At 38.7% G+C, this 26,253-nt stretch carries 30 protein-coding genes; all 30 read right to left on the bottom strand.

Annotation, left to right across the window (positions count from 1 at the left end):
• Nucleotides 1-30: 30 nt before the first annotated feature.
• Entirely contained in the window at nucleotides 31-903 is an 873-nt protein-coding gene (locus tag C9J36_RS03995) for a MinD/ParA family protein (protein ID WP_066170077.1), read from the bottom strand.
• Nucleotides 900-2,078, bottom strand: a complete 1,179-nt coding sequence (flhF, locus tag C9J36_RS03990; RefSeq protein WP_107942294.1) for a flagellar biosynthesis GTPase FlhF — start codon at nucleotides 2,076-2,078, stop codon at nucleotides 900-902. The genes C9J36_RS03995 and flhF overlap by 4 nt, the downstream gene beginning before the upstream one ends.
• Nucleotides 2,075-4,108, bottom strand: a complete 2,034-nt coding sequence (gene flhA, locus C9J36_RS03985) for a flagellar biosynthesis protein FlhA (protein WP_066170074.1) — start codon at nucleotides 4,106-4,108, stop codon at nucleotides 2,075-2,077. The genes flhF and flhA overlap by 4 nt, the downstream gene beginning before the upstream one ends.
• 14 nt (nucleotides 4,109-4,122) lie before the next feature.
• Nucleotides 4,123-5,211: a flagellar biosynthesis protein FlhB gene (flhB, locus tag C9J36_RS03980; protein ID WP_107942293.1), complete on the bottom strand. Its 1,089-nt coding sequence runs from the start codon at nucleotides 5,209-5,211 to the stop codon at nucleotides 4,123-4,125.
• 1 nt (nucleotide 5,212) lies between these two features.
• On the bottom strand, nucleotides 5,213-5,989 hold the full coding sequence (fliR, locus tag C9J36_RS03975) for a flagellar biosynthetic protein FliR (RefSeq protein WP_066170070.1): 777 nt from the start codon (nucleotides 5,987-5,989) through the stop codon (nucleotides 5,213-5,215).
• A gap of 3 nt (nucleotides 5,990-5,992) precedes the next feature.
• Nucleotides 5,993-6,262, bottom strand: coding sequence for a flagellar biosynthesis protein FliQ (gene fliQ, locus C9J36_RS03970; RefSeq protein ID WP_066170064.1), 270 nt, complete (start codon nucleotides 6,260-6,262; stop codon nucleotides 5,993-5,995).
• 13 nt (nucleotides 6,263-6,275) lie between these two features.
• Nucleotides 6,276-6,941 carry a flagellar type III secretion system pore protein FliP gene (gene fliP / locus C9J36_RS03965; RefSeq protein ID WP_066170061.1) on the bottom strand — a complete coding sequence of 222 codons (666 nt, stop codon included), beginning with the start codon at nucleotides 6,939-6,941 and terminating at the stop codon, nucleotides 6,276-6,278.
• Nucleotides 6,938-7,600 (bottom strand): flagellar biosynthetic protein FliO, encoded by a 663-nt coding sequence (locus C9J36_RS03960; RefSeq protein WP_107942292.1) that lies wholly within the window; start codon nucleotides 7,598-7,600, stop codon nucleotides 6,938-6,940. The genes fliP and C9J36_RS03960 overlap by 4 nt, the downstream gene beginning before the upstream one ends.
• Before the next feature lie 4 nt (nucleotides 7,601-7,604).
• On the bottom strand, nucleotides 7,605-7,967 hold the full coding sequence (locus C9J36_RS03955) for a response regulator (RefSeq protein ID WP_066170053.1): 363 nt from the start codon (nucleotides 7,965-7,967) through the stop codon (nucleotides 7,605-7,607).
• A 21-nt stretch (nucleotides 7,968-7,988) separates the two neighbouring features.
• Nucleotides 7,989-9,230 carry a flagellar motor switch phosphatase FliY gene (gene fliY / locus C9J36_RS03950; RefSeq protein ID WP_107942291.1) on the bottom strand — a complete coding sequence of 414 codons (1,242 nt, stop codon included), beginning with the start codon at nucleotides 9,228-9,230 and terminating at the stop codon, nucleotides 7,989-7,991.
• A complete protein-coding gene (gene fliM, locus C9J36_RS03945; RefSeq protein ID WP_066170048.1) occupies nucleotides 9,223-10,218 on the bottom strand; it encodes a flagellar motor switch protein FliM in 996 nt (331 codons plus the stop codon). The genes fliY and fliM overlap by 8 nt, the downstream gene beginning before the upstream one ends.
• Before the next feature lie 166 nt (nucleotides 10,219-10,384).
• Nucleotides 10,385-10,813, bottom strand: a complete 429-nt coding sequence (fliL, locus tag C9J36_RS03940; RefSeq protein WP_066170046.1) for a flagellar basal body-associated protein FliL — start codon at nucleotides 10,811-10,813, stop codon at nucleotides 10,385-10,387.
• Complete coding sequence (locus C9J36_RS03935) at nucleotides 10,803-11,024, bottom strand: flagellar FlbD family protein (protein ID WP_066170043.1); 222 nt, start codon at nucleotides 11,022-11,024, stop codon at nucleotides 10,803-10,805. Before C9J36_RS03935 ends, fliL begins: the two co-directional genes overlap by 11 nt.
• Before the next feature lie 398 nt (nucleotides 11,025-11,422).
• Entirely contained in the window at nucleotides 11,423-12,397 is a 975-nt protein-coding gene (flgG, locus tag C9J36_RS03930) for a flagellar basal body rod protein FlgG (RefSeq protein WP_066170041.1), read from the bottom strand.
• 104 nt (nucleotides 12,398-12,501) lie between these two features.
• The gene (locus C9J36_RS03925) at nucleotides 12,502-12,876 is read right to left on the bottom strand and encodes a TIGR02530 family flagellar biosynthesis protein (protein ID WP_107942290.1); all 375 of its coding nucleotides are present in this window, start codon (nucleotides 12,874-12,876) and stop codon (nucleotides 12,502-12,504) included.
• Between the two features lie 13 nt (nucleotides 12,877-12,889).
• A complete protein-coding gene (gene flgD / locus C9J36_RS03920; RefSeq protein ID WP_107942289.1) occupies nucleotides 12,890-13,603 on the bottom strand; it encodes a flagellar hook assembly protein FlgD in 714 nt (237 codons plus the stop codon).
• A gap of 3 nt (nucleotides 13,604-13,606) precedes the next feature.
• Nucleotides 13,607-14,815 (bottom strand): flagellar hook-length control protein FliK, encoded by a 1,209-nt coding sequence (locus C9J36_RS03915; protein ID WP_107942288.1) that lies wholly within the window; start codon nucleotides 14,813-14,815, stop codon nucleotides 13,607-13,609.
• Nucleotides 14,816-14,835: 20 nt separating this feature from the next.
• A complete protein-coding gene (locus C9J36_RS03910; protein WP_107942287.1) occupies nucleotides 14,836-15,438 on the bottom strand; it encodes a MotE family protein in 603 nt (200 codons plus the stop codon).
• Nucleotides 15,439-15,442: 4 nt separating this feature from the next.
• Entirely contained in the window at nucleotides 15,443-15,892 is a 450-nt protein-coding gene (gene fliJ / locus C9J36_RS03905) for a flagellar export protein FliJ (RefSeq protein WP_201261918.1), read from the bottom strand.
• Nucleotides 15,889-17,217, bottom strand: coding sequence for a flagellar protein export ATPase FliI (gene fliI, locus C9J36_RS03900; protein ID WP_107942286.1), 1,329 nt, complete (start codon nucleotides 17,215-17,217; stop codon nucleotides 15,889-15,891). The genes fliJ and fliI overlap by 4 nt, the downstream gene beginning before the upstream one ends.
• Before the next feature lie 5 nt (nucleotides 17,218-17,222).
• Nucleotides 17,223-18,023 (bottom strand): flagellar assembly protein FliH, encoded by an 801-nt coding sequence (fliH, locus tag C9J36_RS03895; protein WP_346719797.1) that lies wholly within the window; start codon nucleotides 18,021-18,023, stop codon nucleotides 17,223-17,225.
• Entirely contained in the window at nucleotides 18,007-19,020 is a 1,014-nt protein-coding gene (gene fliG, locus C9J36_RS03890; RefSeq protein WP_066170017.1) for a flagellar motor switch protein FliG, read from the bottom strand. Before fliG ends, fliH begins: the two co-directional genes overlap by 17 nt.
• A gap of 14 nt (nucleotides 19,021-19,034) precedes the next feature.
• Entirely contained in the window at nucleotides 19,035-20,630 is a 1,596-nt protein-coding gene (fliF, locus tag C9J36_RS03885) for a flagellar basal-body MS-ring/collar protein FliF (protein WP_066170015.1), read from the bottom strand.
• 280 nt (nucleotides 20,631-20,910) lie between these two features.
• Nucleotides 20,911-21,216: a flagellar hook-basal body complex protein FliE gene (fliE, locus tag C9J36_RS03880; RefSeq protein WP_066170012.1), complete on the bottom strand. Its 306-nt coding sequence runs from the start codon at nucleotides 21,214-21,216 to the stop codon at nucleotides 20,911-20,913.
• A gap of 26 nt (nucleotides 21,217-21,242) precedes the next feature.
• The gene (gene flgC / locus C9J36_RS03875; RefSeq protein WP_066170009.1) at nucleotides 21,243-21,704 is read right to left on the bottom strand and encodes a flagellar basal body rod protein FlgC; all 462 of its coding nucleotides are present in this window, start codon (nucleotides 21,702-21,704) and stop codon (nucleotides 21,243-21,245) included.
• A gap of 2 nt (nucleotides 21,705-21,706) precedes the next feature.
• Nucleotides 21,707-22,099: a flagellar basal body rod protein FlgB gene (gene flgB / locus C9J36_RS03870; RefSeq protein ID WP_066170007.1), complete on the bottom strand. Its 393-nt coding sequence runs from the start codon at nucleotides 22,097-22,099 to the stop codon at nucleotides 21,707-21,709.
• 349 nt (nucleotides 22,100-22,448) lie between these two features.
• The gene (codY, locus tag C9J36_RS03865; protein WP_066170004.1) at nucleotides 22,449-23,228 is read right to left on the bottom strand and encodes a GTP-sensing pleiotropic transcriptional regulator CodY; all 780 of its coding nucleotides are present in this window, start codon (nucleotides 23,226-23,228) and stop codon (nucleotides 22,449-22,451) included.
• A 107-nt stretch (nucleotides 23,229-23,335) separates the two neighbouring features.
• Nucleotides 23,336-24,724 (bottom strand): ATP-dependent protease ATPase subunit HslU, encoded by a 1,389-nt coding sequence (gene hslU, locus C9J36_RS03860; protein ID WP_107942284.1) that lies wholly within the window; start codon nucleotides 24,722-24,724, stop codon nucleotides 23,336-23,338.
• Nucleotides 24,721-25,263 (bottom strand): ATP-dependent protease subunit HslV, encoded by a 543-nt coding sequence (gene hslV, locus C9J36_RS03855; protein ID WP_066169998.1) that lies wholly within the window; start codon nucleotides 25,261-25,263, stop codon nucleotides 24,721-24,723. Before hslV ends, hslU begins: the two co-directional genes overlap by 4 nt.
• A 12-nt stretch (nucleotides 25,264-25,275) precedes the next feature.
• Nucleotides 25,276-26,178 (bottom strand): tyrosine recombinase XerC, encoded by a 903-nt coding sequence (gene xerC / locus C9J36_RS03850; RefSeq protein WP_066169995.1) that lies wholly within the window; start codon nucleotides 26,176-26,178, stop codon nucleotides 25,276-25,278.
• Between the last annotated feature and the right edge of the window lie 75 nt (nucleotides 26,179-26,253).

Below are 26,253 nucleotides of genomic sequence, written 5' to 3'. Positions count from 1 at the left end.
CAGCAACTTTTTTTTACTTGAGAATCCCAACTAATCACGCCCTTTCGAAAAAATACTTCTCAGTTTTGTTAACAAATTATTCGAATGTTTCGGTGCATGTATTTCTTCTGTTGTTTCCTGCAGAAAACGCTGGACAATTTGCTGCATCGTTTTCGAAATTGGAGCGTTCGGATATAAAATAGTAAACGGTACCTGCTCCCTAACAGCTTTTCTTACAACAGGGTCCTCTGGCAGTGAGCCAAGCGGTATTGTTTCTTTTGACATGAACTTTTGCATAGCTCCATTTAGCCGCCCTAGCGTTTCTTGCCCTTCTTCCTTAGACATTACGCGATTACATAATATATAAAATGTTTTTTCGCTGTCCTTTAGATGAATAAATTTCATCATCGAGTAGGCATCCATAATAGCGGTTGGTTCTGCTGTAGAAATAACGATTATTTCATCAATAGATGTTAGCAAGTCAAGCGACCAGTTTGTTGCACCAGCACCCATATCGAATAAAATATAATCAAAGGATTGCTGAAGCTGTCTAAAGGCTGAAATAAGCGCCTCAAACATCGCGTCAGACCATTCAACAAGCGCCGACATACCCGAGCCTCCAGAAATGTAACGTACCTCATTTGGCCCTGCAAACATCACTTGGTCAAGCGTTACACTACCTTGCAAATAATCTTTTAAACTATATTCTGTCGTTTTCCCAAAAAGAATATGAATGTTTCCCATACCGATATCCATATCTAAAATGACGACGTTTTTTCCTTCTTTCGCTAATAATGCCGCAAAATTCGTTGTAAAATTACTTTTTCCTACACCGCCTTTACCGCTTACAATCGCTATTGACTTTCCTAAAGCACCCTGACTTTCTAACATTTTCATTCGCAAAATTTCAGCCTGATCTCTCATTTAATTTCTCCTTGAAAGAACAACTCAAATAATTTTTCTAAACTTGGCTCCTCTATATCCTCTGGTACTTCTTGCCCATTTGTATAGTAAGCAAGTCCTTTCTTATATTTAATCATTAAATTGAACATTGTGCCAATAGAATTTGTTTCATCCAGCTTCGTAAAAATGAATTTTTCGACATGAATTTGATTAAACTGCTGAATGATTGTTTCTAAGTCTTGTTCTTTCGATGTTAGTGATAGTACTAAAAAAGTTTGTACCTCGTCACCGAAATTAATAAGGCGCTGCAAATCAGTAATATACCTTGCTTCTTTATAATTTCGACCTGCTGTATCGATAAACACTAAATCTAAATGGGCAAACTTCTCAATCGCTGCTTTATAATCTTCAGCGCTGTAAACAATTTCAATCGGCACTTGTAACAAGCCTGCATATGTTTTCAATTGTTCAATTGCTGCAATTCGGTACGTATCCGTCGTAATAAAACCGACCTTTTTTTTCTTTTCGAGCACAGCTCGGGCAGCCATTTTTGCAATCGTTGTCGTCTTTCCTACACCTGTAGGTCCAAGCACATTAATATATTTACGGTCATAAGAAACAGCACCTATTTCAATACCTCTTAATTGCCGCTCTAAAATGCGCCTTGTCGCTTCTTGGAAATCATCAAAGTCAATAGTAGCAAGATTTTCTGTATGAACAAAAAGCTCATCACTAACTTGTGTGATGAGCTCTTCATTCAGCTCTTGCTGTTTCAAATAGTCGATAAAGTGCAAGAGTTCATCGGGATATTTTGACTGAATGGATTGTCGATGTAAAGATTGCATAATTAATTTTAAATCTGCAATTTCCTTTTTTAATTCGTTTGTCATTGTAGAGTCTTCTTCTGCAGATGTTTTTTTAGAAATAGCCTGCTCTTGTTCTTTCATTATAGATGGTGCAGCAGCCTCTATTATCGGCTTCAAAGATTGCAAGTCTTGTAAAGGTGGAAAAACGGGCTTCGCTTCCACCTTATCAACTCCTGCCACAACTTCAAAGCTTTTCTTTTTCACTAGACCAAAAAACTTTTTATTGACGACGACCTTTGAATTTAAAATTACAGCATCATCACCGAGCTCAGCCCGAATCAATTTCATGGCTTCCGCAATTGATGGGGCATTATATTTCTTCATCTTCATTCAACATTCACCACTCCAACACTTTGAATTTCCACAGCGGCATCAAGCTCATTGTAGCTTAAAATAGGGATTTGCGGGAAATAACGTTCCGTTAATTGACGCAAATACATACGCACTCCCGGTGAGCATAAAATTAACGGGGATTGCTCCATATAGGAAACCCGCTCTACTTCTTTAGCAATCGTTTCAAGCACTAGCTGAGAGTCATGCGGGTCCATCGCTAAATAATTGCCGTGGTCTGTTTGTTGAATACTGTCTGCGATTAGCTTCTCTACTTTCGCCGAAACAGTAATTACTTTAAGTGCTGGTTGACCGTTGACGTATTGCGTCGTAATTTGTCTTGCAAGTGCTTGTCTTACATATTCAGTTAAAATATCTGTATCACTCGTTAGCTTTGAATAGTCTGCTAATGTTTCAAAAATAATTGGTAAATTACGAATGGATACATTTTCACGCAATAATTTGCTAAGCACCTTTTGAATTTCTCCAATAGACAATGGGGCAGGTGTTAGTTCTTCTACTAAAATAGCATGTGTTTCACGTAAATGATCAATTAATTGCTTCGTTTCTTGACGTCCAAGTAATTCGTAAGCATTTGCTCGAATCATTTCCGTCAAATGCGTTGAAACAACGCTTGGTGGATCAACAACTGTATAGCCAAGCATTTCGGCCTCTTCCTTCACCTGCTCTGTAATCCATTTTGCAGGTAGACCAAAGGAAGGCTCGATTGTATCAATGCCATCGATGCTATCATCATCGCCAGGACTCATTGCTAAAAAGTGGTCTAATAGAAGCTCTCCGCGCGCCATTTCATTGCCCTTTATTTTAATGCGATATTCATTCGGCTGTAACTGTATATTATCACGAATTCGTACAACAGGGATAACAATACCTAGCTCTAAGGCAAGCTGACGACGTATCATAACAACGCGGTCTAATAAATCTCCGCCCTGTGCCGCATCAACAAGTGGAATTAAGCCATAGCCAAACTCAAATTCAATCGGGTCAACACTTAATAAACTAACGACATTTTCAGGACTTTTCATCGTATCCGTTGCTACTTCTTCCTCCAACTCGAGCAATTCTTCAGGGCTTTCTTCTTTTTTATGATCCATTAACCAAGCACCGATTGCTAAAGCTGCTGCAATTGGAATCGTAATCCAAAATGGAATAGGTGTGAATAGACCAAGTAAGAAAATAGTTGCACCCGCTACATAAAGCAGCTTCGATTGTGCAAATAGTTGCTTTGTAATATCTTCTCCAAGATTACCATCTGATGCTGCACGCGTTACAACAATACCTGTTGCAGTTGAAATTAATAGTGCTGGGATTTGCGATACAAGACCATCTCCGACAGTTAAAATCGAGAATTTATTGGCTGCCTCCGAAAAGCTTAAATCTAAGCTGACAATCCCTATAATCATACCGAATAATAGGTTAATAAATACCATAATAATAGAGGCGATTGCATCTCCTTTTACGAACTTAGTGGCACCATCCATCGCTCCGTAAAAATCCGATTCTCCTGCTACTTTATCGCGGCGTTCACGCGCTTCTTTTTCAGAAATAATACCAGCGTTTAAATCGGCATCAATGCTCATTTGCTTACCAGGCATCGCATCTAATGTAAAACGTGCTGCTACTTCAGCTACACGCTCCGCCCCTTTTGTAATAACAATAAATTGGATAATTACTAACAGCATGAAAATAACTAAACCAACTAAAATATTTCCACCTGTTACGAAATTACCAAATGTATCAACAACATCCCCTGCATCTCCGTTTGCTAAAATTGCTCGCGTAGTAGATACACTTAATCCTAAACGGAATAATGTCAGTAATAAAATAACGGACGGAAAAATGGAGAAGTCTAAAGCTTCCTTCATATTCATTGCTGTTAATAATACGAGTAAAGCTAGCGTAATATTAATAATAATTAGAAAGCTTAATAACCACGTAGGTAGAGGGATAATGAGCATCGCTACTACTAAAATAACCGCAGCTAAAACCCCTATATCGCGAATTTTCATTACTTTCCCTCCTGCTAAATTTTGCGTTTAATACGATACACATACGCTAAAATTTCTGCTACTGCTTTAAAAAACTCTTCTGGTACGGCATCACCAATTTCAACTTGGTCATACATCGCACGCGCTAGTGGTCGATTTTCCACCATTATGACATCATGTTCCTTGGCAATCATTTTAATTTTTTGAGCAACAAAATCTGTCCCTTTTGCAATTACACGCGGTGCATCCATGCTATTCTCATCATACTTTAAAGCAATAGCGTAGTGCGTCGGGTTTGTAATAACAACATCAGCCGACGGTATTTCTTGCATCATGCGGCGCATCGCCATTTCACGTTGGCGCTGCTTAATTTTTGACTTAATCAAGGGGTCACCCTCGCTATTTTTATATTCATCTTTAATGTCTTGCTTTGACATTTTTAATTGCTTTTCATATTCATATTTTTCATAAAAATAATCCAAAAGCGCGATAAATATTAACATTAAAGCTGCCGCAAGTCCCATAATGCCTGTCAAATAGGCAACTGTACCCAAAATTTCCCACGGGCTTTTAAAAGCGAGCGATAAAACATTTTCTAAATTCATCCAAATAACAGTTGTCGTTACAGTGCCAATAAATGCAACTTTCAACAACGATTTAATTAAATTAATAATCGCTCGTGTCGAAATAATTTTCTTTATTCCCTTTATAGGGTCCATTTTTTTTAAATCTAATTTTAATGTTTCTGTTGTAAATAGAAGTCCAAATTGAAAATAGTTAGCTCCAATACCCGCAACCATCGCAACTACCATAATTGGCAAAACAAGCATCGCCATTTCTTTTAATGATTCAAAATACATCTCCATCACTGTATCAACTGTCATCGTATCGATTAGTAGATTACGTCCAAAAGCTTGATTCAAGAAGTCTATTAAACCGCTAAACATGAACGGAGCCGCAATGAATAAAAAAGCAAATGTTATAAGTAATAAAAAAGCGGCAGTTACATCTTGGCTTTTTAATACTTGCCCCTTTTTTCTCGCATCTTGACGTTTTTTAGGCGTCGCTTTCTCCGTTTTTTCACCTGCAAAAAATTGGAGGTCCAGTGTAATATAAAGTTTCATGTTAGCCACCACCTAAAAGAACCATTAAATCTCGTAAGTGCACAATCATCATTTCAATCAACTTTTGCATAACGCCTACCATTACACCCATCGTAATGACTAAAATGATAAAACCCACTGCAATTTTAATTGGGAAACCAACGACGAAAATATTCATTTGCGGTACAGTTTTCCCTGTAATTCCAAGTGCCACTGTAACTAAAAATAGTGTTGCAATTATTGGAGCTGACATTTGAAAGGCGATTGCAAATACAGCCACAAACATTTTAATAATAAAATCCACAGTCGCCTCACTGCCGAAACTAGGGAAAAATTGATTCATCGGCATAAATTGATAGCTGTAATAAATACCATCTAACAGCAAATGATGTCCATTTATAGCTAGCATTGTTAAAAGCGCTAGGAAGTTAAAAAATTGACCCATTAATGGACTTTGAGTACCTGTTTGTGGATCAATAATATTGGCCATTGCAAAGCCCATTTGGAAATCAATGAAGCCACCGGCAATTTGGACTGCTGACATAATGATATAGGCGGTTAACCCTAGCATTAATCCAATAATAGCTTCTTTTAATACGAGTAATATGTAATAACCATCAAATGCAATTGCCTCGTTTGGAAATGCGTAATACATAATTAACGATAACGCAAACGCTAGAGCAATTCTCATTTGAGGCGGTATTGTACGATATGAAAATAACGGGACTGATACAAAAAAGGCAGATACACGAACGAACATCAATAGCAAAACGGTTATTTGAGGAACTAATTCTGCCATCTTCTATCCTATGTAACGAACCAAATTATTTAAAATCTCATGAAAAAAGTTTGTCATCTGTGAAATCATAAACGGACCAAAAAAGACAATTGCTACTAACACGGCAACAATTTTTGGTACGAACGCTAATGTTTGCTCCTGAATGGATGTCGTCGCTTGAAAAATACTCACCATTAGCCCTGTCGCTAATGCAATAAGAAGTAGCGGTCCCGACGTAACAAGGACAACAAAAATTGCTCGCTCTGCAATTGAAATGACCATTTCCTGTGTCATTATGTATCATCCCCTAAAAACTTTGAAGTAATGATTTCATTACTAGATACCAGCCATCTACTAATACGAATAGCAAAATTTTAAATGGCAATGAAATCATAACGGGCGGTAACATCATCATCCCCATCGACATAAGTGTACTTGCGACAACCATATCAATAACTAAAAACGGAATGAAAATCATAAAACCCATTTGAAATGCTGTTTTTATTTCACTTAATGCATAGGCAGGCACGAGCATCGTCAGCGGTATTTCCTCAATTGTTGTTGGTCGCTCTGCTTGATTGTATGCAATAAATAATTCTAAATCCTTTTGCCTCGTATGCTTAGCCATAAATTCCTTAAAAGGTATAGCGGCGCGATCATAGGCCTCTTCCAAATCAATTTCCTCGTTAAATAATGGTTGCAATGCTTGATCATTTACCTCCTGAAAGGTAGGTGCCATAACAAAAAATGTTAAAAATAATGCTAACCCTATAATCACTTGGTTTGGAGGCATTTGCTGTGTGGCTAATGCCGTTCTAGTAAAAGAGAGCACAATGACGATACGAGTAAAGGAAGTCATTAAAATTAAAATACTAGGTGCTAAGGACAGCACTGTTAATAAAAGAAGTAGTTTGACTGACGTTGAGACATTTGCTGGATCAAAATCAGAGAATGCAGTAATTAATGCCATCATTGCTTATCATGCTCCTTTTCTTTCCATTGCTCTAGTCCATTACTACGTTCTTTTTTTATTTCTGATAATCTTTTATCGAATATATTGCCAAAGCTTTCTACTTGTTGTTCCGTTTTTTGCTTCTGCTCTGATTTTTTCGTAAACAGCTCAACAATATGTGGTACTGTTGGCATCGTCAGTTGCTTATCTTCATACTGCGCCAAAATTTGCTCAATTTCTTCTTCATCTGAAAGCTCTTTTAATAGTTGAACATTGTCACCGACACCAATCATATAAAGATGGTTGCCTACTTGAATAATTTGAACGGATTTTTGTGCGCCAACCGAAAGTCCACCAACATTGCGAACAACACTATTTTGTTGGTATTTTACATTGCGTTTATTTAAAAATCTAAGCACACCTATCAATAAAGCAAGAACCAAAATAAGTGCAAACAATACTTTCATATAGCTCCATAAACTGAAAGAGCCAGATGCCGGGGCATTTTCATCTGTAGCGGCATCTGTTTCAGCATCAATATCATCGGAAGATGGACTGTTCTTCAAATGATCAATAACATAGCCATCTTGCGCAGCGTATGCTTCAGTTGGTGAAAAAACGGCAATCAATACAAGCAGCATAACAAAAAAATACGCATGTAATGATTTATTTTTTAGCATTCTATTAACCTAAAGCTTTTTGGATTGCTTCAATTACTCGGTCAGCTTGGAATGGCTTTACGATGAAATCTTTAGCACCAGCTTGAATCGCATCAATTACCATCGCTTGCTGTCCCATCGCAGAGCACATTATTACAATAGCATTTGGGTCTGTCCCTTTAATTGCTTTTAGTGCCGCGATACCGTCCATTTCTGGCATTGTAATATCCATCGTTACTAAATCAGGACGTAATTCGCTGTATTTTTCGACTGCTTGTGCACCATCCGCTGCCTCGCCTACTACCTCATAGCCATTTTTCGTTAAAATATCTTTAATCATCATACGCATGAAAGCAGCATCATCAACAATTAAAATCTTTTTAGACATAATCAATTCCTCCAGTTTAAACTATCGTAAATTATTCAAGCGGTCAGCTTGACTTAAAATATCTGTAATACGAACACCGAAATTCTCATCAATAACAACAACTTCGCCTTTCGCAATTAAGCGACTATTTACTAAAATATCAACAGGCTCTCCTGCTAACTTGTCTAGCTCGATAATCGAGCCACTTGAAAGGTCTAAAATTTCTTTTACTGAACGCTTTGTTCTTCCAAGCTCTACAGTCACTTGCAATGGAATATCTAACAGCATATTTAAATTACGTGATTCTTGCTGTGATAAATTTGCTTGCTCAAAGCTTGCAAATTGTGCCGTTTGTACATTCACCTGCTGCTGTGGAGGCATTTGATATACAGGCTGCTGATACATTGGTGGCTGTTGATATGCCGGCTGTTCGTACATAGGTTGCTGATACATCGGCTGCTGCTGTTGTACAGGTGGCTGTTGCATTTGTTGCTGTACTTGCTGCTGCACCGGTTCGGAAGCAGGCTGTGTCGGCTGCGCTACAGCTTCCACTACAGCTGATGCTTCCTCCTCATCAGTTTCCCCCATTAATGACTTTACTATTTTCTTACTAAAATTTAAAGGTAATAGTTGCATAATATTCGAATCGATTAATTCACCAATACGCAATCTAAAGGAAACGCGTACAAGGAAATCATCGTCCGGTATATTGTCTTTTCCTTCATCTTGAGCAATGTTCATTAAATCAATGGAAGGCGGCGAAATGTCTACTTTCTGATTAAAGATTGTTGACATCGATGTTGCTGCAGAGCCCATCATTTGATTCATTGCTTCCTGTACGGCACTTAATTGGATTTCTCCTAGCTCAGGCTTCGGATTTAAGCCGTCTCCACCAAGCATTAAGTCGGCAATAATTGCAGCATCTGACTGTTTAATAACGAGTAGATTAACACCTTTTAATCCAATCGTATATTCTACTTGAATTGCAACATATGGATGCGGGAATTCCTCATCTAATCTATTGCGATTAATCATTGAAATGCTAGGTGTTGTAATGTCTACTTTTTGACCAAGCAATGCAGATAACGCAGTTGCTGAACTACCAAAAGAAATATTACCTATTTCACCTAATGCATCCTGTTCCATTGGACTCAGATGGTCTTCTATTCTAACCTCATCAGCTAATACTGTTGCAGCATCCTCCGATGTATCTTTTTGATTTTCTAAAGTTTCACCTCTTAACAAGGCTTCAATCTCTTCTTGGGAGAGCATTTCATCACTCATCTTCGTCTCCTCCTTCCATAGGATCAATAATTTGAACAGCCATCTTTTTACCTAGTTTACCAGGTTGTATCGTGAATTTCGGCGTATTGCCAACTTTCAGTACGAGATGTTCATCAATTTTCTGTTCTAATGGTATAACATCACCTAGTTGCATCGTTAAGAAATCTTCTACTGAAATCGTTGTATTTCCAAGCTCCGCTACAACTGGTAACGCAGATTGCTTCACGCGTGATTGTAAAAAATCCATTTGCTCTGGTGAGTTTTGCTTCGTATTTGTCTGCATCCAATAGCGCACTGATAAATTAGGCACAATTGGTTCAAGCACAACGTGAGGCAGACAAATGTTAATCATCCCTGTCGTTTCACCAATAACTGTATTTAGTGATATGACAACAACCGTTTCGTTCGGTGAAATCATTTGCAAAAATTGCGGATTTACTTCTAACTCAACAAGCATCGGGTCGATTTCTACAATACTTTCCCACGCCTCACGCATGTTATCAAACGAACGTTCAAATAAATTCGTCATAATTTTTTGTTCAATTTCTGTTAAATTATCGACATTGCTATGACTTGAACCTGCTCCCCCCATTAAACGGTCTAACATCGAATAAGCGATGTTTGGATTAATCTCCATTAAAATATTACCATCTAACGGCGGTACTTCAAATACATTTATTAATGTCATATTCGGTATTGAGCGAACAAATTCTTCAAAAGGTATTTGGTCAACAGATACAACTGTTATTTGAACATAGGTTCTTAATTGTGCTGAAAACGATGTCGTTAATAATCTAGCAAAGTTTTCATGTATTCGGGTCAAACTTCGGATTTGATCTTTTGAAAAACGAAGTGCGCGTTTAAAGTCATAAATTTTCACTTTTTTCGTTTCATCTTCTTTTTTCATATCATCCGCTGACATTTCTCCTGTTGAAATCGCAGATAACAGCGCATCAATTTCAGATTGGGATAATACATCTCCTGCCATTTGCCCACCTCCATTTCAAAAGATGTTTCTAGTATGTTTATTCGGCAGTTATCTTTCGTTTTTAGCAACTGCCCTACCATAGGTAACGAGGGCGTTGCTATGTTTTAGAAATTAGTTGCAGCTAGTACTTTACTTATAAGTATGCTAGATTGCAAGTTAGCTAGGCCTACTGACTTATGAAAGAGGTTATATATACTTGTTGAACTGTACCCTCTTGCATAAATTCATTAATTTTCGTCTCTAGCGTATTTTCAAATGCTATTTTACCTTGCTTTCCTTCTAATTCTTTTAGCTCCATAGCCGATAGCTCTTGGATAGCGATGTTATTCACTTGGAATAGGCGTTTTTCTAATTCCGTTGCAGCCTCTTTGCTATCTGTTTGAATTTTTAGCTGCATAATAACAATGCGTTTATCAGCCAAATTCGTCCTAATTTCAGGAACATCTACTGACGCTTCTAAAATTTCGTCAATTGTCGGCTCTGTATTTTGCGTTCCTTTATTTGCCTGTACATAAACGACAAACAGGATTGCTCCTACTAAAATTATTGCCACTAAAATAATAATCATAATCGTTAACAGCTTATTATTCTTCATTCTCTTCACCTCGTAGATGCGGATTAGATAATATTTGTATATGTTGATAAAAGGTCTTTACCTTTTGGCGCACCTGCTCCTCTTTTTCTAAAACGATTAATTTGCTGCCAGTTGTTAATGTAATCGTCGTATCCGGAAAGGATTCGACGGTTTCTATGTATAATGCATTTAACGTAAATGTTTTGCCATTTAGACGCGTCAGTTCAATCATTGAATTAGGGCCGGTCGAACGAAGTGCCGGCCCGACCCTCCCTTACAATGAATTATAATCAATCAAATTATCAGGCGTGTGGATTAGCTTTTTTTACAAGGCAAGCCTAGTAACTCGTTGATTTCCGCTACGGGGGACACTTTCCTCGGGGTGCGGCTTCAACTAATTTATTTCGGTCAATGCCGAAATAAATGGATTTTCAGCCCGAGGCCAATACGATGTTGGTCATGAAGACGTTGCTCGCTTGTCGTAGCGACCTTAGCCTCCCTACCTTTGTATCCCGATGGAGTCGCCCCCTTCGTTCCAATCAACGAGTGTATGCCTAAGAGAAGGCATTTCTTCTAAATAATACACGCTAATTAATAAACAATGTTTACATAATCAACACATCTGTCAAATTATCGTTTTAAATTTACAAGCTCTTGTAAAATTTCATCTGATGTCGTAATAATACGTGTATTCGCTTGGAAACCACGCTGCGCTACAATCATTTCTGTAAACTCTTCTGATAAATCAACATTCGACATTTCTAAAGAACCTGACACAACAGCTCCAATACCCGCTACTGTTCCTACTTGCGCGTATAATTCACCAGAGTTAGCTGTTTTTTGATAGTAGTTTGCGCCAACTTTCTCTAAACCACCAGCATTTGGGAATTTACCAAGGATTAATGTACCTGCATACATTAAATCTCCTTTATAGTCAACATAAGAGATTGTTCCATCTTTCCCGATACTAATATTTTGAGCAGTTGTAGGAATACGAATTGTTCCAATATCCCCCTCTTCAGGGTTTAAAGTCGCATCCTCTGGATCATATAAGTTTGCTCCTTCATCGCCAGATACAGCTGGTCTGTCGTCTAATAGTATCCCTTCATCTCCATCAGCATCAACAGAATATTCTTCCGCTCTAACACCAACTAAATATTTCCCGTCAGCATTTACTAAATAGCCGTTACGGTCCATATAGAAATTCCCTGCACGTGTAAATAAAATATTGCTAAATGCGTCTTCCCCTGTTTCCTCAATGATTCCTTCATCGTTTGGTGCAGTTGCATCTGCCACTAAGAAGAAACCATCTCCTCCAATTGAGAAGTCTAACGTACGTCCTGTATTTTGACGCGAGCCTTCTGTATGAATCGTATCAATTGCAGCAAGCTCTGAGCCTAAGCCTACTTGTTTTGGATTGACACCCCCGATAGTGTTCGTTGGACCTGAAGCACTACCTATACTTTGTGACATTAAATCTTTAAAAATTACGCGACCTTTTTTAAAGCCATGTGTATTTACGTTGGCAATATTGTTACCAATTACGTCTAACTTTGTTTGGAAGTTTCTTAAGCCTGAAATACCCGAATACATCGAACGTAACATATTGTTTTGTTCTCCCTTCGTCTTATCAAATTCGTTTGTATTTTTTAGTGTGATACTACATCAGTCAGTCAGTAGCATCCAATAGGCCTCCTAAAAGGTCCAGCCTATAAAATAATTGTACCATCAATATTTGTGAAAATTTGTGCTTTCGCCTCTAAGCGGTCCATCGCTGTAATAACCGTCGCATTTTGGGAGCTGACAATAAGCGCTGCCTGCTCTATCAATACTAAAGGCTGCTTTACCCCTTTTTCATGTGCCTCAAATACTTTATCCGTTACTTGCTGCCACTCTGAATCCGAGATAATAATTCCACGCTCTTGCATGCGTTCTGTTGCATGCTTGCTAATTTTTAATTGCTGTCCATTGACTGCCGACTGTAAGTGCTCCATAAAGGATGTCGGTGCAGTTTGTTTTGCTCGCTGTGCTGGCTGTATCGGTGGATGATACGGAATGCGCTGAATTGAATTTATCTGCTTCATGTGCCCCACCACCTTACTCGTTATCAGCAGGCGATTCAGAATTTTCAGTTGGCTCTGTTGATTCTGTCTCATCATTTACTACTTCAAACTGGTCTTGCGTTAAGCGAGTGCCATCACTTAACAAATAAAGAATTGAGCCATTTTTCATTGTGATTGCTTCAATAATTGCCTCAAGATTTTGTCCATCTACTTCATAACGAACGATTTGACCAATCAATTTGCTTGCTTCTGCAAATGGATTACCAGCTCCGGAAGTCGAATCCTTCCCGACAATCGAAGAAATATTACCGGCTGAAATCGTTTTGCCATCTTCTAGTACGAATTGTGGTTGGCCATCGACGAATTTCAACTCAACAATTGTTCCTACGCCCTCATTGGCAATTGGCATACCTTTTTCATCTAATTCTTCAGTCAACTCATGCCATTTTACCTCTTTACCAATAAAAGTAGTATAGGACATTAATTGTGTTTGTTGTTGTGATTCCACTAATACCTCTATTGCTTTTGTCATATTCTGCATCTGCTCTAGAGATGAGAACTGAGCCATTTGAGCTATGAACTCACGGTCACTCATTGGATTTGTTGGGTCTTGGTTTTGTAGCTGTGTAATTAATAGCTGCAAAAAAGCATCTTTACCTAATGTGCTATTGCCTGTTTCCTTTGTTGGCGGGTTGTAGCTCGAATGATAATAACTTTCTGGAATTCCAGTTGTGCTTGTATTTGTCATTCCTTACACCTCCTCGCTTAAAAATTCACTAAATGATTTTTTATCATCATCATCTTCATCGTTTTGTGTTTCTTGTTCTTCGTTTTGCTGTTGTTTAAAGAAGTTATTAAAGAAGCTTTGGTCACGCATGTTGCGTTCTGCATCTTGTAGGGCTTGCGAAACATCAATACGCTCCATTTGAATGTTTTGTGCCGCAAATGCCGTCTTTAATTGTTGTAGATTCGAATCAAGTAATTCTTTTCCTACCGCTGTAGATGCAAGTAATCGCGCTGTTAGCATACCGTCTTTTTGCATAATTTCAATACGAATAGAGCCTAAATTTTCTGGATAAAGCTTTAGCATCAATCGCATCGTACCTTGCGTATTTGACAGTTGACTGCGATTAATTAAATTTTGTATTTCTTTTAGTAAGGCTTCAGATTGTGCTGGACGCTCCGCTGGTAACGTTAATGTTACTGTTTTAACTGCTGTAGATGCTGGCTGTGATGCAATAGATGTCGGCTGTGAATTTTCTACTTCTTGCTTAATCACTTGCTGAAATACAACTGTTTTAGGTGCTTCCTGCACAGTTTGTTGTTGCGTTTGCGCTGCTTGCTGTAACTGTGGAGCGATTTGCTGGAATGCTTCCTTTACTTGTGCCAGCAGCCATTCTTGGTTATATACTGTATCCACTTTAGCGCCAATTACTTCCGCTAATTTCAATACAGCTAACACTTTTTCAGCCTGCTGTGGCGCTACTTGATGCTCACCTTGCAATGCTGACATGATTTGTGCTACTAAATTTGGTGCTTGCTCAATAAAAGTCCAAACATCCTCAATTTGTGCTTCCTCTCCAAGTAACTGTTGGACAATCATCATTAGCTCGTCTTTTTCAATACCTAAAGCTGCTGCCAAATCGTCTAAATTCATCATGCTTTCAACCGCTATAGCCTCACCTTCCACCTCAACAAATAAAAGTGCCTCGTCGTGGGGAATGCCCAATATTTCTAGTACAGATTCAAGTGAATCAGCTTTTATAAGCTGCTCAACTGCGCCCAGGTCCGTTTGAGCTGTAGTTGATGATGTCATTGTTGGTTGATTCGACGCTGCCAAAATTTCATTAAAGACCGAACCAAATTTTTCATTGCTAAGTTGGCCATTTGTAGCTGCTGACGCTGCCTGCTTTGGCATTGTCACTTTTGGAGACAATTGCTGAACCATTGCGATATTCATTTTTTTCACCCCCTTTCAAATCATTGCTGTGCTAGTAATTCCGTATAGCGTGCTGCGTCTGCTGCTGGCATTTTTGTAAAAATAGCTGACAAAATATCCGGCTTCAAATTTGACATAATTCGCAGTGCCTCTTCATCGTTCATTTCTATTAAAATTGGCGCCGCTGCTTTTGCAGACATTTTTTCAAAAGTAGATAAAATTTCTTGGAAGTCCTTTTTCACTTCTTCTTGCTCGCGTTTTAGTTTATCGATTTCAAATAATAAACGCTCCTGCTCAATTAATAATTCTTCATTTTTTTCATTCGAAGCATCAATTTCGGATTGCAGTCGTGCCGTAATTGCTTCTTTTTCTTGCAGCTCTGCCTGCAATGCTACTATTTTTTGTTCTGTCATTGATGTGTTTTCTATTACTTCCTCTTTGTCTGTGTCAAGGAATGGAATTTTTTCTTTCATACTATCTGCGAATTGGAAAACATTCGTGTTCGTGAAATATGCTACGATTAATACAATCGTAATCGTAAACAACAATGGGATAATAAACAGCATAAAGAATTTTTGAAAAAATCCCGGTTTCTTGTCATCACGCTCTTCTTCATTTATGTTTTCAATCTGTTTTTTCGCCATGACATCACCTGATTTCCCTCTTGTTATACGCAAGCGATGATAGTTCATCTAATTGCTTTGCCTCGATGCGATTTTGCTCTTCTCTAAAGGCATCAAAATCTTTTTCACGCATTTTTTCAAACTTGCGTACTTCTAAATTTTTTTCCAGTAATTTTTGCTCATGCCAATTCATTTTTGAACGTGCTTGTACAACTTTTTCTTGGACATCCGCTATCGTTTTTTCCATGCTATCAATAAAGTTTGCATAATGGCTAATTTCATCTATCGAAGCGCCGATTGTTAAACGCTCCTGCTGAAAAGAAATTAAATCCTCTTTTTTCTTTAATAAGTCATACAGCCTTGTCGCTACTTCTTCAAAGACACGCACGGACTCCTTGTAAGCAATTTCTGATTCGTTTTTTTCCTGCTCACGCACTACTAATATTTTTTCGAATCGATATGTGTATTGCATTATGACGATACACCACCATTTGCTAAAGTAATTAATTCATTTACAGCTTGCTCTATTGACACATAATCCTTATAGCCTTGCTTTAAATAGGTTGTAATGAGCGGTTCATATTGGATTGCTTCGTCGATTTCACGCGACGTGCCTCGCTTATATGCGCCAATATTAATTAAATCCTCTGATTTCGCATACGTATAATACAATTCTCGTAAGCGCTCCGCTGCTTTTACATGCTCAGGCTCTGAAATATGGTTCATTAGTCGACTAACACTTTTTAACACATTAATGGCAGGATATTGCCCTTTATTTGCTAATGTACGGTCTAAAACAATATGACCGTCTAAAATACCACGTACTGTATCGGCAATTGGTTCATTCATGTCATCACCATCTACTAGCACCGTATAAAAGGCTGTAATAGACCCTTTTAAATTTGTCCCTGTCCGCTCTAATAAAGAAGGTAAAATAGCGAATACAGAAGGGGTATAGCCACGTGTTGCGGGTGGCTCTCCAACTGCTAAACCTACTTCACGCTGCGCCATCGCGACACGCGTTACCGAATCCATCATCAGCATGACATTCATCCCTCGATCTCGGAAATATTCCGCAATTGCTGTAGCTGTAAATGCTGCTTTTATACGCATCAATGCGGGTTGGTCACTTGTTGCCGCAACAACAATTGAACGACTTAATCCTTCTGGACCTAAGTCTCGCTCTATAAATTCTCGAACTTCACGCCCACGCTCGCCGACTAAAGCAATAACGTTTAAGTCAGCCTTTGTATTTCGGGCAATCATACCGAGCAATGTACTTTTTCCGACACCGGAACCTGCAAAAATCCCTACACGCTGCCCAGTGCCAATTGTCAACATACCATCAATGGCCTTTACACCAACTTCCATTCGTTCGCTAATTGGCGGACGTGTCATTGGGTTAGGAGGCTGTCGTTCTGTTTGTACTGATACAAGCCCTTTTGGCAATGTATAGCCATCGTATGGATTGCCCATCGAATCTAGTACTTTACCAATTAGCTCTGGACCCACTTTTATTTCTAACGGCTTGCTTGTCCCTTCCACTAAACAGCCGATTGAAATTTCACGCAATGAGGAGAATGGCATTAGGACAACAATTTCATCCCTGAAGCCTACTACTTCAGCTAATATTGTTTGCTGCCCATGCTGCATCGTTTGGACATGTATTTTACAGACATCCCCTATGGAGCTCTCTGGGCCTCGTGACTCAATCATTAAGCCTACTACTCTCGTTACTCGTCCAAATTTTTTGAATGTATTGAGATTGGGTATATGTTCAATTAATTGAGCCGTCTTCATCCATATCAGTCCTTGCTTGTTAAAATTTCATTTAGTTTCAAACGTAGTTCATTCAACTGTTCATCAATTGACACAACGATACGTCCGTGATTCGTTTCGATATAGCTTTCGGTATTTTCCAAGTCTTCATTCACAAAAAATAATAAAGGAACATCTGGCGGGAACATTTCAGCTAATTCGTCACGATTTTTCGTAATTAGCTGATAATATGCTGGTGCTACATAAATTTTTATTTCCTTCATTTCCCGCGCCTCTTTTAAGCCGCGTTTTATGATTTCAGTAAATAATTCATTATCTCGTTCTAATGCCACACCAATAATGCGTTCAGCCGCAGTTAAAGCTAGTTCAAGCACAACAAACTCTTGGTCATCGATATACTTTTCCACATTTTGCTGCGCTTGTTCAATCGTCTTGTTGGCAATTTGCAGCGAATGCTCCATTGCTGCATTTGCTTTTTGAATACCTTCCTCATAGCCAGCAGCAAAACCCTCCTCATGGGCCTGCTGCTCTAGCATAAGCTTCTCTTCCTGCCAAATTTGCTTCAATTGCTCAATGGCTTGCAATTGTTCGTCACGATATTGCTCTAGCTGTTGACGTTCCAATTCGATTTGTTGTCTTGCCTCTTCTAAATACATTTCTCGCTCTGCATGAATATCTTCTAATGTTAGATTCTCGAGCTCTTCGATTTCATTGTTTGCTTGAAAAACGGTCGGTTGAAAAAAATCCTTTATTTCAATTTTAACACCTTGCTCCGCTTCAGTTGACTGTGCTTGTATAGAGCGAATAATTCTAGACAATGACGTCATCCCCTCCACCACGAGCTATAATGATTTCTCCTGCGTCTTCTAAACGTCTAATAACAGCAACGATGCGAGACTGTGCATCCTCTACATCTCTTAAACGCACCGGTCCCATAATTTCCATTTCTTCTTTAAATGTATCTGCCATACGCTGTGACATATTGCGGAAAATAATATCTTTTACTTCATCAGATGATACTTTCATCGATAATAGTAAATCTTCATTTTCACAGTCGCGAATAACACGTTGAATTGAGCGATTATCAAGCGTAACAATGTCTTCGAATACGAACATGCGCTTCTTGATTTCCTCTGCCAGCTCTGGATCTTGAATTTCGAGTGCATCCAAGATTGTTTTTTCTGTTTGGCGATCAACCCCGCTAAGCACTTCAACAACTGCGTCAACGCCACCTGTTTCAGTGTAATCCTGCGTCACAGTAGAGGATAGCTTACGCTCTAAAACAGATTCAATTTCACTAATTACTTCCGGTGATGTCGAATCCATTACAGCAATACGCTTAGCGATATCTGCCTGAACTTCCTGCGGTAATGACGATAAGATGACACCTGCCTGCCCAGGCTCTAAATAAGATAAAATTAGCGCAATCGTTTGTGGATGCTCATTTTGAATAAAGTTAAAAATTTGAGCTGGGTCTGCTTTGCGCGCAAAATCAAATGGTCTTACTTGTAATGATGACGTTAGGCGGTTTAAAATGGCCTGTGCTTGGTCGCTGCCCAACGCTTTTTCTAAAACTGTTTTTGCGTAGCCAATACCACCCTGTGTAATATAATCTTGCGCTAATGCGATATTATGGAATTCCTCAATAATCTCTTCTTTGACATTTGCTTCTACTTTTTTCACACTTGAAATTTCTAATGTTAAGCGTTCAATCTCTTCCTCGCTTAAATGCTTATATACTGAAGCTGACACCTCTGGTCCTAGTGAAATTAAAAGTAGGGCAGCTTTTTGCTTTCCTGTTAATTCCTTATCTCTCTTAGACATAGCCAACCCCCTAATTAATCCTCAGCAATCCAGCTACGCAACAACTTAGCAAAATCATCTGGCTTGTCTTTCGCCATTTTTTCTAATTGCTTACGACGTACTGTAGCTTCTGTTTCTTTTTCTTCTGCAATATCTTCAACAATGATTTTTTCCTGCTGTTCACCAATTGCTGATAGCTCCTCTTCCTCTCTACGCTTACGTGAACGTAGAATAAAGAATACGAGCAGTAAAATTGCAACTAATAACACCCCACCAATTACCCAAATCCACCAAGGAATGGCAGTTGCTTCTGTATCTGCCGCAACATCCTTACCGAAGAACGGTTGTACAGATACAACAATTTTATTAGCGATTGCTTCGTTCGTTAAGTCACCAGCAGCCTCTTTATCAAGCGTTGTACGAACAATCGACGTTAAAAATTGCTCAATATCTGCACGTGCTTCTTCTGATAATGAGGATAAGTCCTCTGGGTTCGGTGGCTCCACCATCACCTGAATACCAATATCACGAATTTTATAGGGACTCTCATGAATTTCTTTACGAATGCGATTGACGTCATTGTTAATTGTTTCTTCCATTCGTTCATACTCACCATCGCCAACAGCACCCTCTACATAATCAGTGAAATTATCTGTCACTTGACCTGCTTCAGGTGTTCCTGTAGCCGTAGCCCCCGAACCTGTATAGGTTTCTGTAATACGTTGGGCACTAATCGCAATTCCCGACATATTTTCTTCATCAACAGGTAGCACTAAGTTTTCTTGTCGATTTTCCTGTTTAAAGTCAATATCTGTCGTGACAGATACAAGCACTTTATCCTGCCCCATTAATGTGCCGAGCATATTTTGAACTTGACGCTGCAAGTCACGCTCAATTGTTTTCTTTATTTGCATCTGTCCATCAACAGTAGCTACAGAGCCACCGCCAGATACCGCAGCATCCAAATCGTAATGCTCTGCATACTGATTCGTAATTTGAATATTATCTGTCGTTAAATTCGGAATGCTCTTTTCTACTAAACTATATAATGTTTTAATTTGAGCATCTGTAAACTGCTGCCCCGGTGCTGTTTCTAGCATGACCGCAGCCTTTGCTTCTCCTAGCCCATCCTGCAAAAAGACACCTTGCTTTGGCATGGAAATTTGTACGACAGCATTATTGACACCATCAAACTGTTTTAATAAATTCGCAATTTCGGTTTGCGTTGCAGCAAGCTTTAAAACATCGAACTCATTTTCCGTCATCCCGAATCCTGCGTTTTCTGCAAAAAACGAGGTGCTAATGCCACCTGATTGCGGAAAGCCTTGATTTGCTAATGATACTTTCAATGAATCAGCTTGCTTTGCTGGCACTAAAATATTAGTGCCACCCGCTGCGATTTCGTATGTAACTCCTTGCGCATCTAAAACATCTTTAATTTTTCCAACTTCGGACTGTGATAGGTTCGTATACATCGGAACCATTTCTGTACGTGTTGAAAAATATGTAAGCACACTTGCAAATACAATGATTGCAACAAGTGCGCCGAACATTGCACCTTTTTGTTTTTTTGTACGACTCGACCAAAAATTGGTCGAATCGCTTTTTATTTTTGTCAGTCGTTCATTCATTATGAATCCTCCGGTAATAGTGAATGCTATAATTAATTACACCTTGGCTGGCTAATCTTTAGGCAGATTTTTCGAGCGCGGGTTAAAACCAACTCTTTATAATCTACGACATTCGCCAGAGGCTTTAGCTTGATTCAGCGAGACTTTAAGTACCAGCTAAATAAAGAATGTGCTATTCTCGTAGCCATAGAAGTTGAAACCTTATGTACCTGATGCCTCGCTTTTTTGGCACAAAAAATTCTGCTGAATCAAAATAAATTCGCTTCGCTGTAACCGTTCATTATACACTCATTCGCATAATTTCTTGGTATGCCTCAACCGCTTTATTACGAATTTCAATTGTCGCATTTAGTGTAATGCTCGCCTTTTGTGCAGTAATCATTACCTCGTGTAAATCCACATTGCCACCATTAATCAACTTATTTGTCATCGTGTCAGATTGGATTTGTTGTTCATTCACTTGTGCAATGGCTTCTTTCAATGTTGCAGCAAAGTTTTGCTGTGCTTCATAAGGTGTTGCAGTAAGCTTATTTGTTTCTTGTAAGCCTTGCGTTGGAGTAAGCATCGATATAGAATTAATCGCCATATTTTATCACCTTTCCTTCCAATACGTTATTTACCTATTTCTAAAGCTTTTGTCAACATCGATTTATTGGCATTGAATACTGTTATGTTTGCTTCATAGGAGCGTGTTGCCGAGATTAAATCGACCATTTCTTTTAACGGATCTACATTCGCCATTCTTACATAGCCATTTTCGTCTGCGTCGATATGTGTCGGATCATAGACAAGCTTAAATGGCGTTTCGTTATCCTCTTTAATTTGTGATACTTTCACACCATTTCCGACACCTTGCTTCGTCGTTTTCCCCATCGCTACATTTAGGAAGTTGGAAAATTGCCCTTCTTGTGCTGTTAAAGTAACTGTTTTACGGCGGTACGGCTCCCATTCACCATTTACTTGTTTAGCGCGTGTCGTATCCATATTAGCCATATTGGAAGAAATAACATCCATACGGAGGCGTTGTGCGGTTAAAGCGGAGGCCGTTGTATTCATGCTATGAAAAATTGTCATACTTATTTCCCTCCTTTAATGACTGTATTTAATGTATTTAGCTTTCCGTTCACGCGGTCTATAAGCGCGTTGTAGTAAATTGTATTTTCAGCTAATTTCGCTTGCTCTGCATCCATATTTACACCATTGCCATTATGACGAGCACGTAAATTTGCGTAATCAAATACACCTGATTCAAATTGCTTAAACTGAAAATCATAATGACGAATATCATTTTTATTTGCGGCAATTGTTGCATGCCTTGCATCCTCTAGCATGCTTTTAAAGCTTACATCTTTCGCCTTATAATTTGGCGTATCGACATTCGCTATATTATTAGCGATTGTTTTATGTTTTAAAGTTGCATATGAAAGACCGTTTTCTAAATTGCGAATTGTTCCTCCGAATAAATCCAAGCCATTCACCTCTTTTATATATATAGGGTATTCGTCACATTTCGATATAGGTGTTATTAGTTTAATTGTAATTAAGTTAATCCATAGTGTCTATTGTCTTTTAGCTTTTTTAGATAGTCTATAAGAACTATTTTGTTCCATTTTCTTCTCTCCCTTGTCGAAGATTAGCAATGGCATTTATTTGAAAATGATATTTTATTGTCAAGGTTCTACAAATTTTATCAAAAAACACATTATGTATCGCTAACCTCTCAACGAAATCTAAACCAAAAAACCCATTTTTTGTACCAGACTGTTTGGACTAAGTGAAAAAAAGGTCTTATGGGTTTGCCACAAGACCTTTTTACAATTACTTCATTTTGATTTCAGCTAATGCTACTAAAAATTTATCATTTAACACTTTAATATAAGTGCCTTTCATCCCAAGTGAACGAGATTCGATTACTCCAGCAGACTCTAACTTACGTAATGCGTTAACAATAACCGAACGCGTAATCCCCACACGGTCTGCAATTTTTGAAGCTACAAGTAACCCTTCATGACCATCTAACTCCTCAAAAATATGCTCAATTGCTTCAAGCTCAGAGTATGATAATGAATTAATCGCCATTTGTACAACAGCTTTCGAGCGAGCCTCTTCCTCAATAACCTCAGCTTTTTCACGTAAAATTTCCATGCCAACTACAGTTGCACCGTACTCCGCTAAAATTAAGTCATCATCGTTAAATTCATCGTTAATACGAGCAAGAATTAGTGTGCCTAGGCGCTCACCACCGCCAATAATCGGCACAATTGTCGTTAAGCCAGAAGCAAATAAATCTTTATTTTCAACTGGGAATGCCGTATGTTGATTGTTAATATCTAAGTTTGGCGACGTTTCTGTGATGTTAAAAAGGTTTTGCGTATATTCTTCTGGGAATTGACGCTCTGCAAACATTTTCTTCATGCGCTCATTTTCGATTTGTTGATGGATTGATAGACCTAAAAGCTTGCCTTTACGACTAACAATAAAGACGTTAGAATCGATAATATCGCCTAATGTATCTGCCATTTCTTTGAAATTTACTGGCTTACCAGCAGAAGCTTGTAGCAGTGCATTAATTTTTCTTGTTTTTGATAATAAATTCATTTTTTATAGTCCTCCTAAGGCTATTTCTCTATTTACGTAATATTCTAAAGGTTTTTATAATTTATAGCAATTATCTATATTGTAAAGTTCTTTACAGCAATTGTTATCTATAAAATAAATTGTGACAAGTCTTTATTTTTTACGATATTGCCTAATTTCTGATCGACATAGGCTGGTGTTATCTCAATATGCGCTGGTGCAATTTCTGATGCTTCGAAGGAGAGCTCTTCTAATAGGCGCTCTAAAATTGTATGCAAACGTCTAGCACCAATATTATCCGTTTCTTGATTTACTTCCGTTGCAATTTCGGCTATGCGATCGATTGCATCCTCCGAAAAGTCAATCGTGACAGCTTCCGTTTCTAAAAGGGCTTTATATTGTAAAATAAGCGATTGGTCCGGCTCCTGTAAAATACGTACAAAGTCAGCCTTTGTCAGCTTCTCAAGTTCTACACGAATTGGGAAGCGCCCTTGTAGCTCAGGTATTAAATCGCTCGGTTTGGACATATGGAATGCACCAGCCGCTACAAATAAAATATAATCCGTTTTTACAGGACCATATTTTGTTGTTACTGTAGAGCCTTCAACGATTGGTAAAATATCACGTTGCACTCCCTCACGTGAAACATTCGCTGAGGAACCGCTATCCTTACTCGCAATTTTATCAATTTCATCAATAAAGATAATACCTGTCTGCTCAGCTCGATGAATTGCTTCGGCAGTTAACTCATCCGTATCAATTAATTTGTTTGCCTCCTCTAACGCTAAAATGCGACGTGCGTCTTTTACCTGCACCTTTCGCTTCTTCGTTTTCTTAGGCATTAAATTGGTCAACATATCTTGCATGCCACTCATCTGCATTTCCATACCAGGCATATCAAGTAACGGTGCTGCCTGCTCAGTTACTTCGATTGTTACCCATTGATTTTCAAGCTTCCCCTCTGCTAAATCTGCTGCAATTTGACTACGGCGTGAGCGAACCTCCGCTTCTTCCGTCGAATTTTCATCTTCCGCCTGCTCTGGCTTTTGTCCAAAAAGCATTTCCCATGGGTTTTGCTGCGCTTTCGCTTTCTTTTTTGAAGGTGCAAGCAATTTAACAATTGCTTGATTTGCTAGCTTTTCTGCCTCATCTTGAACTGTAGCAAGCATTTCTTCTTTGACAAGACGCAAAGAAGCTTCAACTAAATCGCGAACCATTGATTCTACATCGCGACCTACATAGCCTACTTCTGTAAACTTCGTCGCCTCTACTTTAATAAACGGCGCTTTCGTTAATTTGGCAATGCGCCTTGCGATTTCAGTTTTCCCAACACCTGTTGGACCAATCATTAAAATGTTCTTTGGGATAATTTCATTTTTCATTTCATCATTCAACAAAGAGCGACGATAGCGATTACGAAGCGCAATAGCTACTGCACGCTTTGCCTCATTTTGTCCAACGATGTATCGATTCAAGTGCTCAGTAATTTGTCTTGGCGTTAAATTAGTCGTCATTATAGCGCCTCCACGATAATATTATGGTTTGTAAATACACAAATATCAGCTGCTGTCGTTAAAGCTGCTTCCGCTATTTGCTGTGCCGTTAAATGCTCACCTGCATGCTTTTTCAAGGCACGCCCTGCGGATAATGCATAGTTGCCGCCTGAACCAATTGCTAAAATGCCATCGTCAGGCTCGATGACCTCACCTGTGCCAGATACTAGAAGTAAGGTTGACTGGTCCATGACGAGAAGCATCGCCTCTAATTGACGCAACATTTTATCACCACGCCACTGCTTCGCTACTTCGACAGCTGCACGCTGTAAATTGCCGTTATACTCATTAAGCTTACCTTCAAACATCTCAAACAAAGTAAAAGCATCAGCCACTGAACCAGCGAAGCCTGCTAGCACCTTGCCATTAAACAGACGTCTGACCTTTCTTGCTGTATGTTTCATCACAACAGCATTTCCTAGTGTTACTTGACCATCTCCAGCCATTGCACAGCCACCATTATGGTGAATGGCAAAAATCGTTGTGGCATGTATTTGCCCCATATTGATTCCTCCTTAAGCTCTAGGATGTGTATTCATATAGGTGCTGCGTAAATGCTCCTTCGTTACATGCGTATACACTTGTGTCGAAGAAAGGTGCGCATGCCCTAATAATTCCTGCACAGTACGCATATCTGCACCATTGTTTAGTAAATGTGTGGCAAATGAATGCCTAAGCATATGTGGATAGAGCTTCGTATGCAGGCTTGCTTTATTCACCATTTCATTTAATATGTGACGTACACCTCGAGGAGTAAGTTCGCCACCTCTCATATTCACAAAAACAGAAGAATGATTCATATTTTTCATTATATGCGGTCGTGCTTCTTCAATGTAAGTTTGTAGTGCTCTATGAGCATATTCACCAAATGGTACGATACGCTCCTTACGTCCTTTTCCCATGACGCGAATAATTGAATAATGAAAATCGATATGTCCTATCTCCAATGCTGTGCATTCACTTACCCGAATACCTGTTGCATAAAGCAGTTCCAATAAGGCGATATTGCGGAGCGATTGAAAATCTTGGCCTTGATTTGCTTCAAATAATTGTGTTAGCTCTTCCTCATAAAAAAAGTTTGGAAGTCGTTCCTCTTTTTTCGGGTGGTACAATGAGCGAAAAGATGAATCATCCAAATTAAATTCTCGATGTAAATAGCGAAAAAAGGAACGAATCGAAGATATTTTTCTTGAAATAGAAGCCCTCGCTTTTTTTTCTTCGTAGAGCTTTGTCACGTATAATCTTGCATGAATATATTCTACATCTTGTAAATTGTCGATGCCTTCTGTCTGTAAAAATGTTAAAAAATGCTGAATATCCGCTTCATACTCCCGCACTGTGTGGACAGAGAAGTTTTTTTCAATTTGCACATAGCGAATGAATTGGTGTAGTAATTCATTTTGCTGAGAACTTGACATAACGTAGCCTCCTTCGAGCGGAGCAAATTAATTACATACTGACACTATACCTTAACTAAAAAATTAGCAAGTAAA

The organism is Metasolibacillus fluoroglycofenilyticus, assembly GCF_003049645.1.
Taxonomy (GTDB): Bacteria; Bacillota; Bacilli; order Bacillales_A; family Planococcaceae; genus Metasolibacillus; species Metasolibacillus fluoroglycofenilyticus.
Note: the sequence above shows the minus strand (reverse complement) of the source record. Positions and strands in the feature narration are given on the sequence as shown.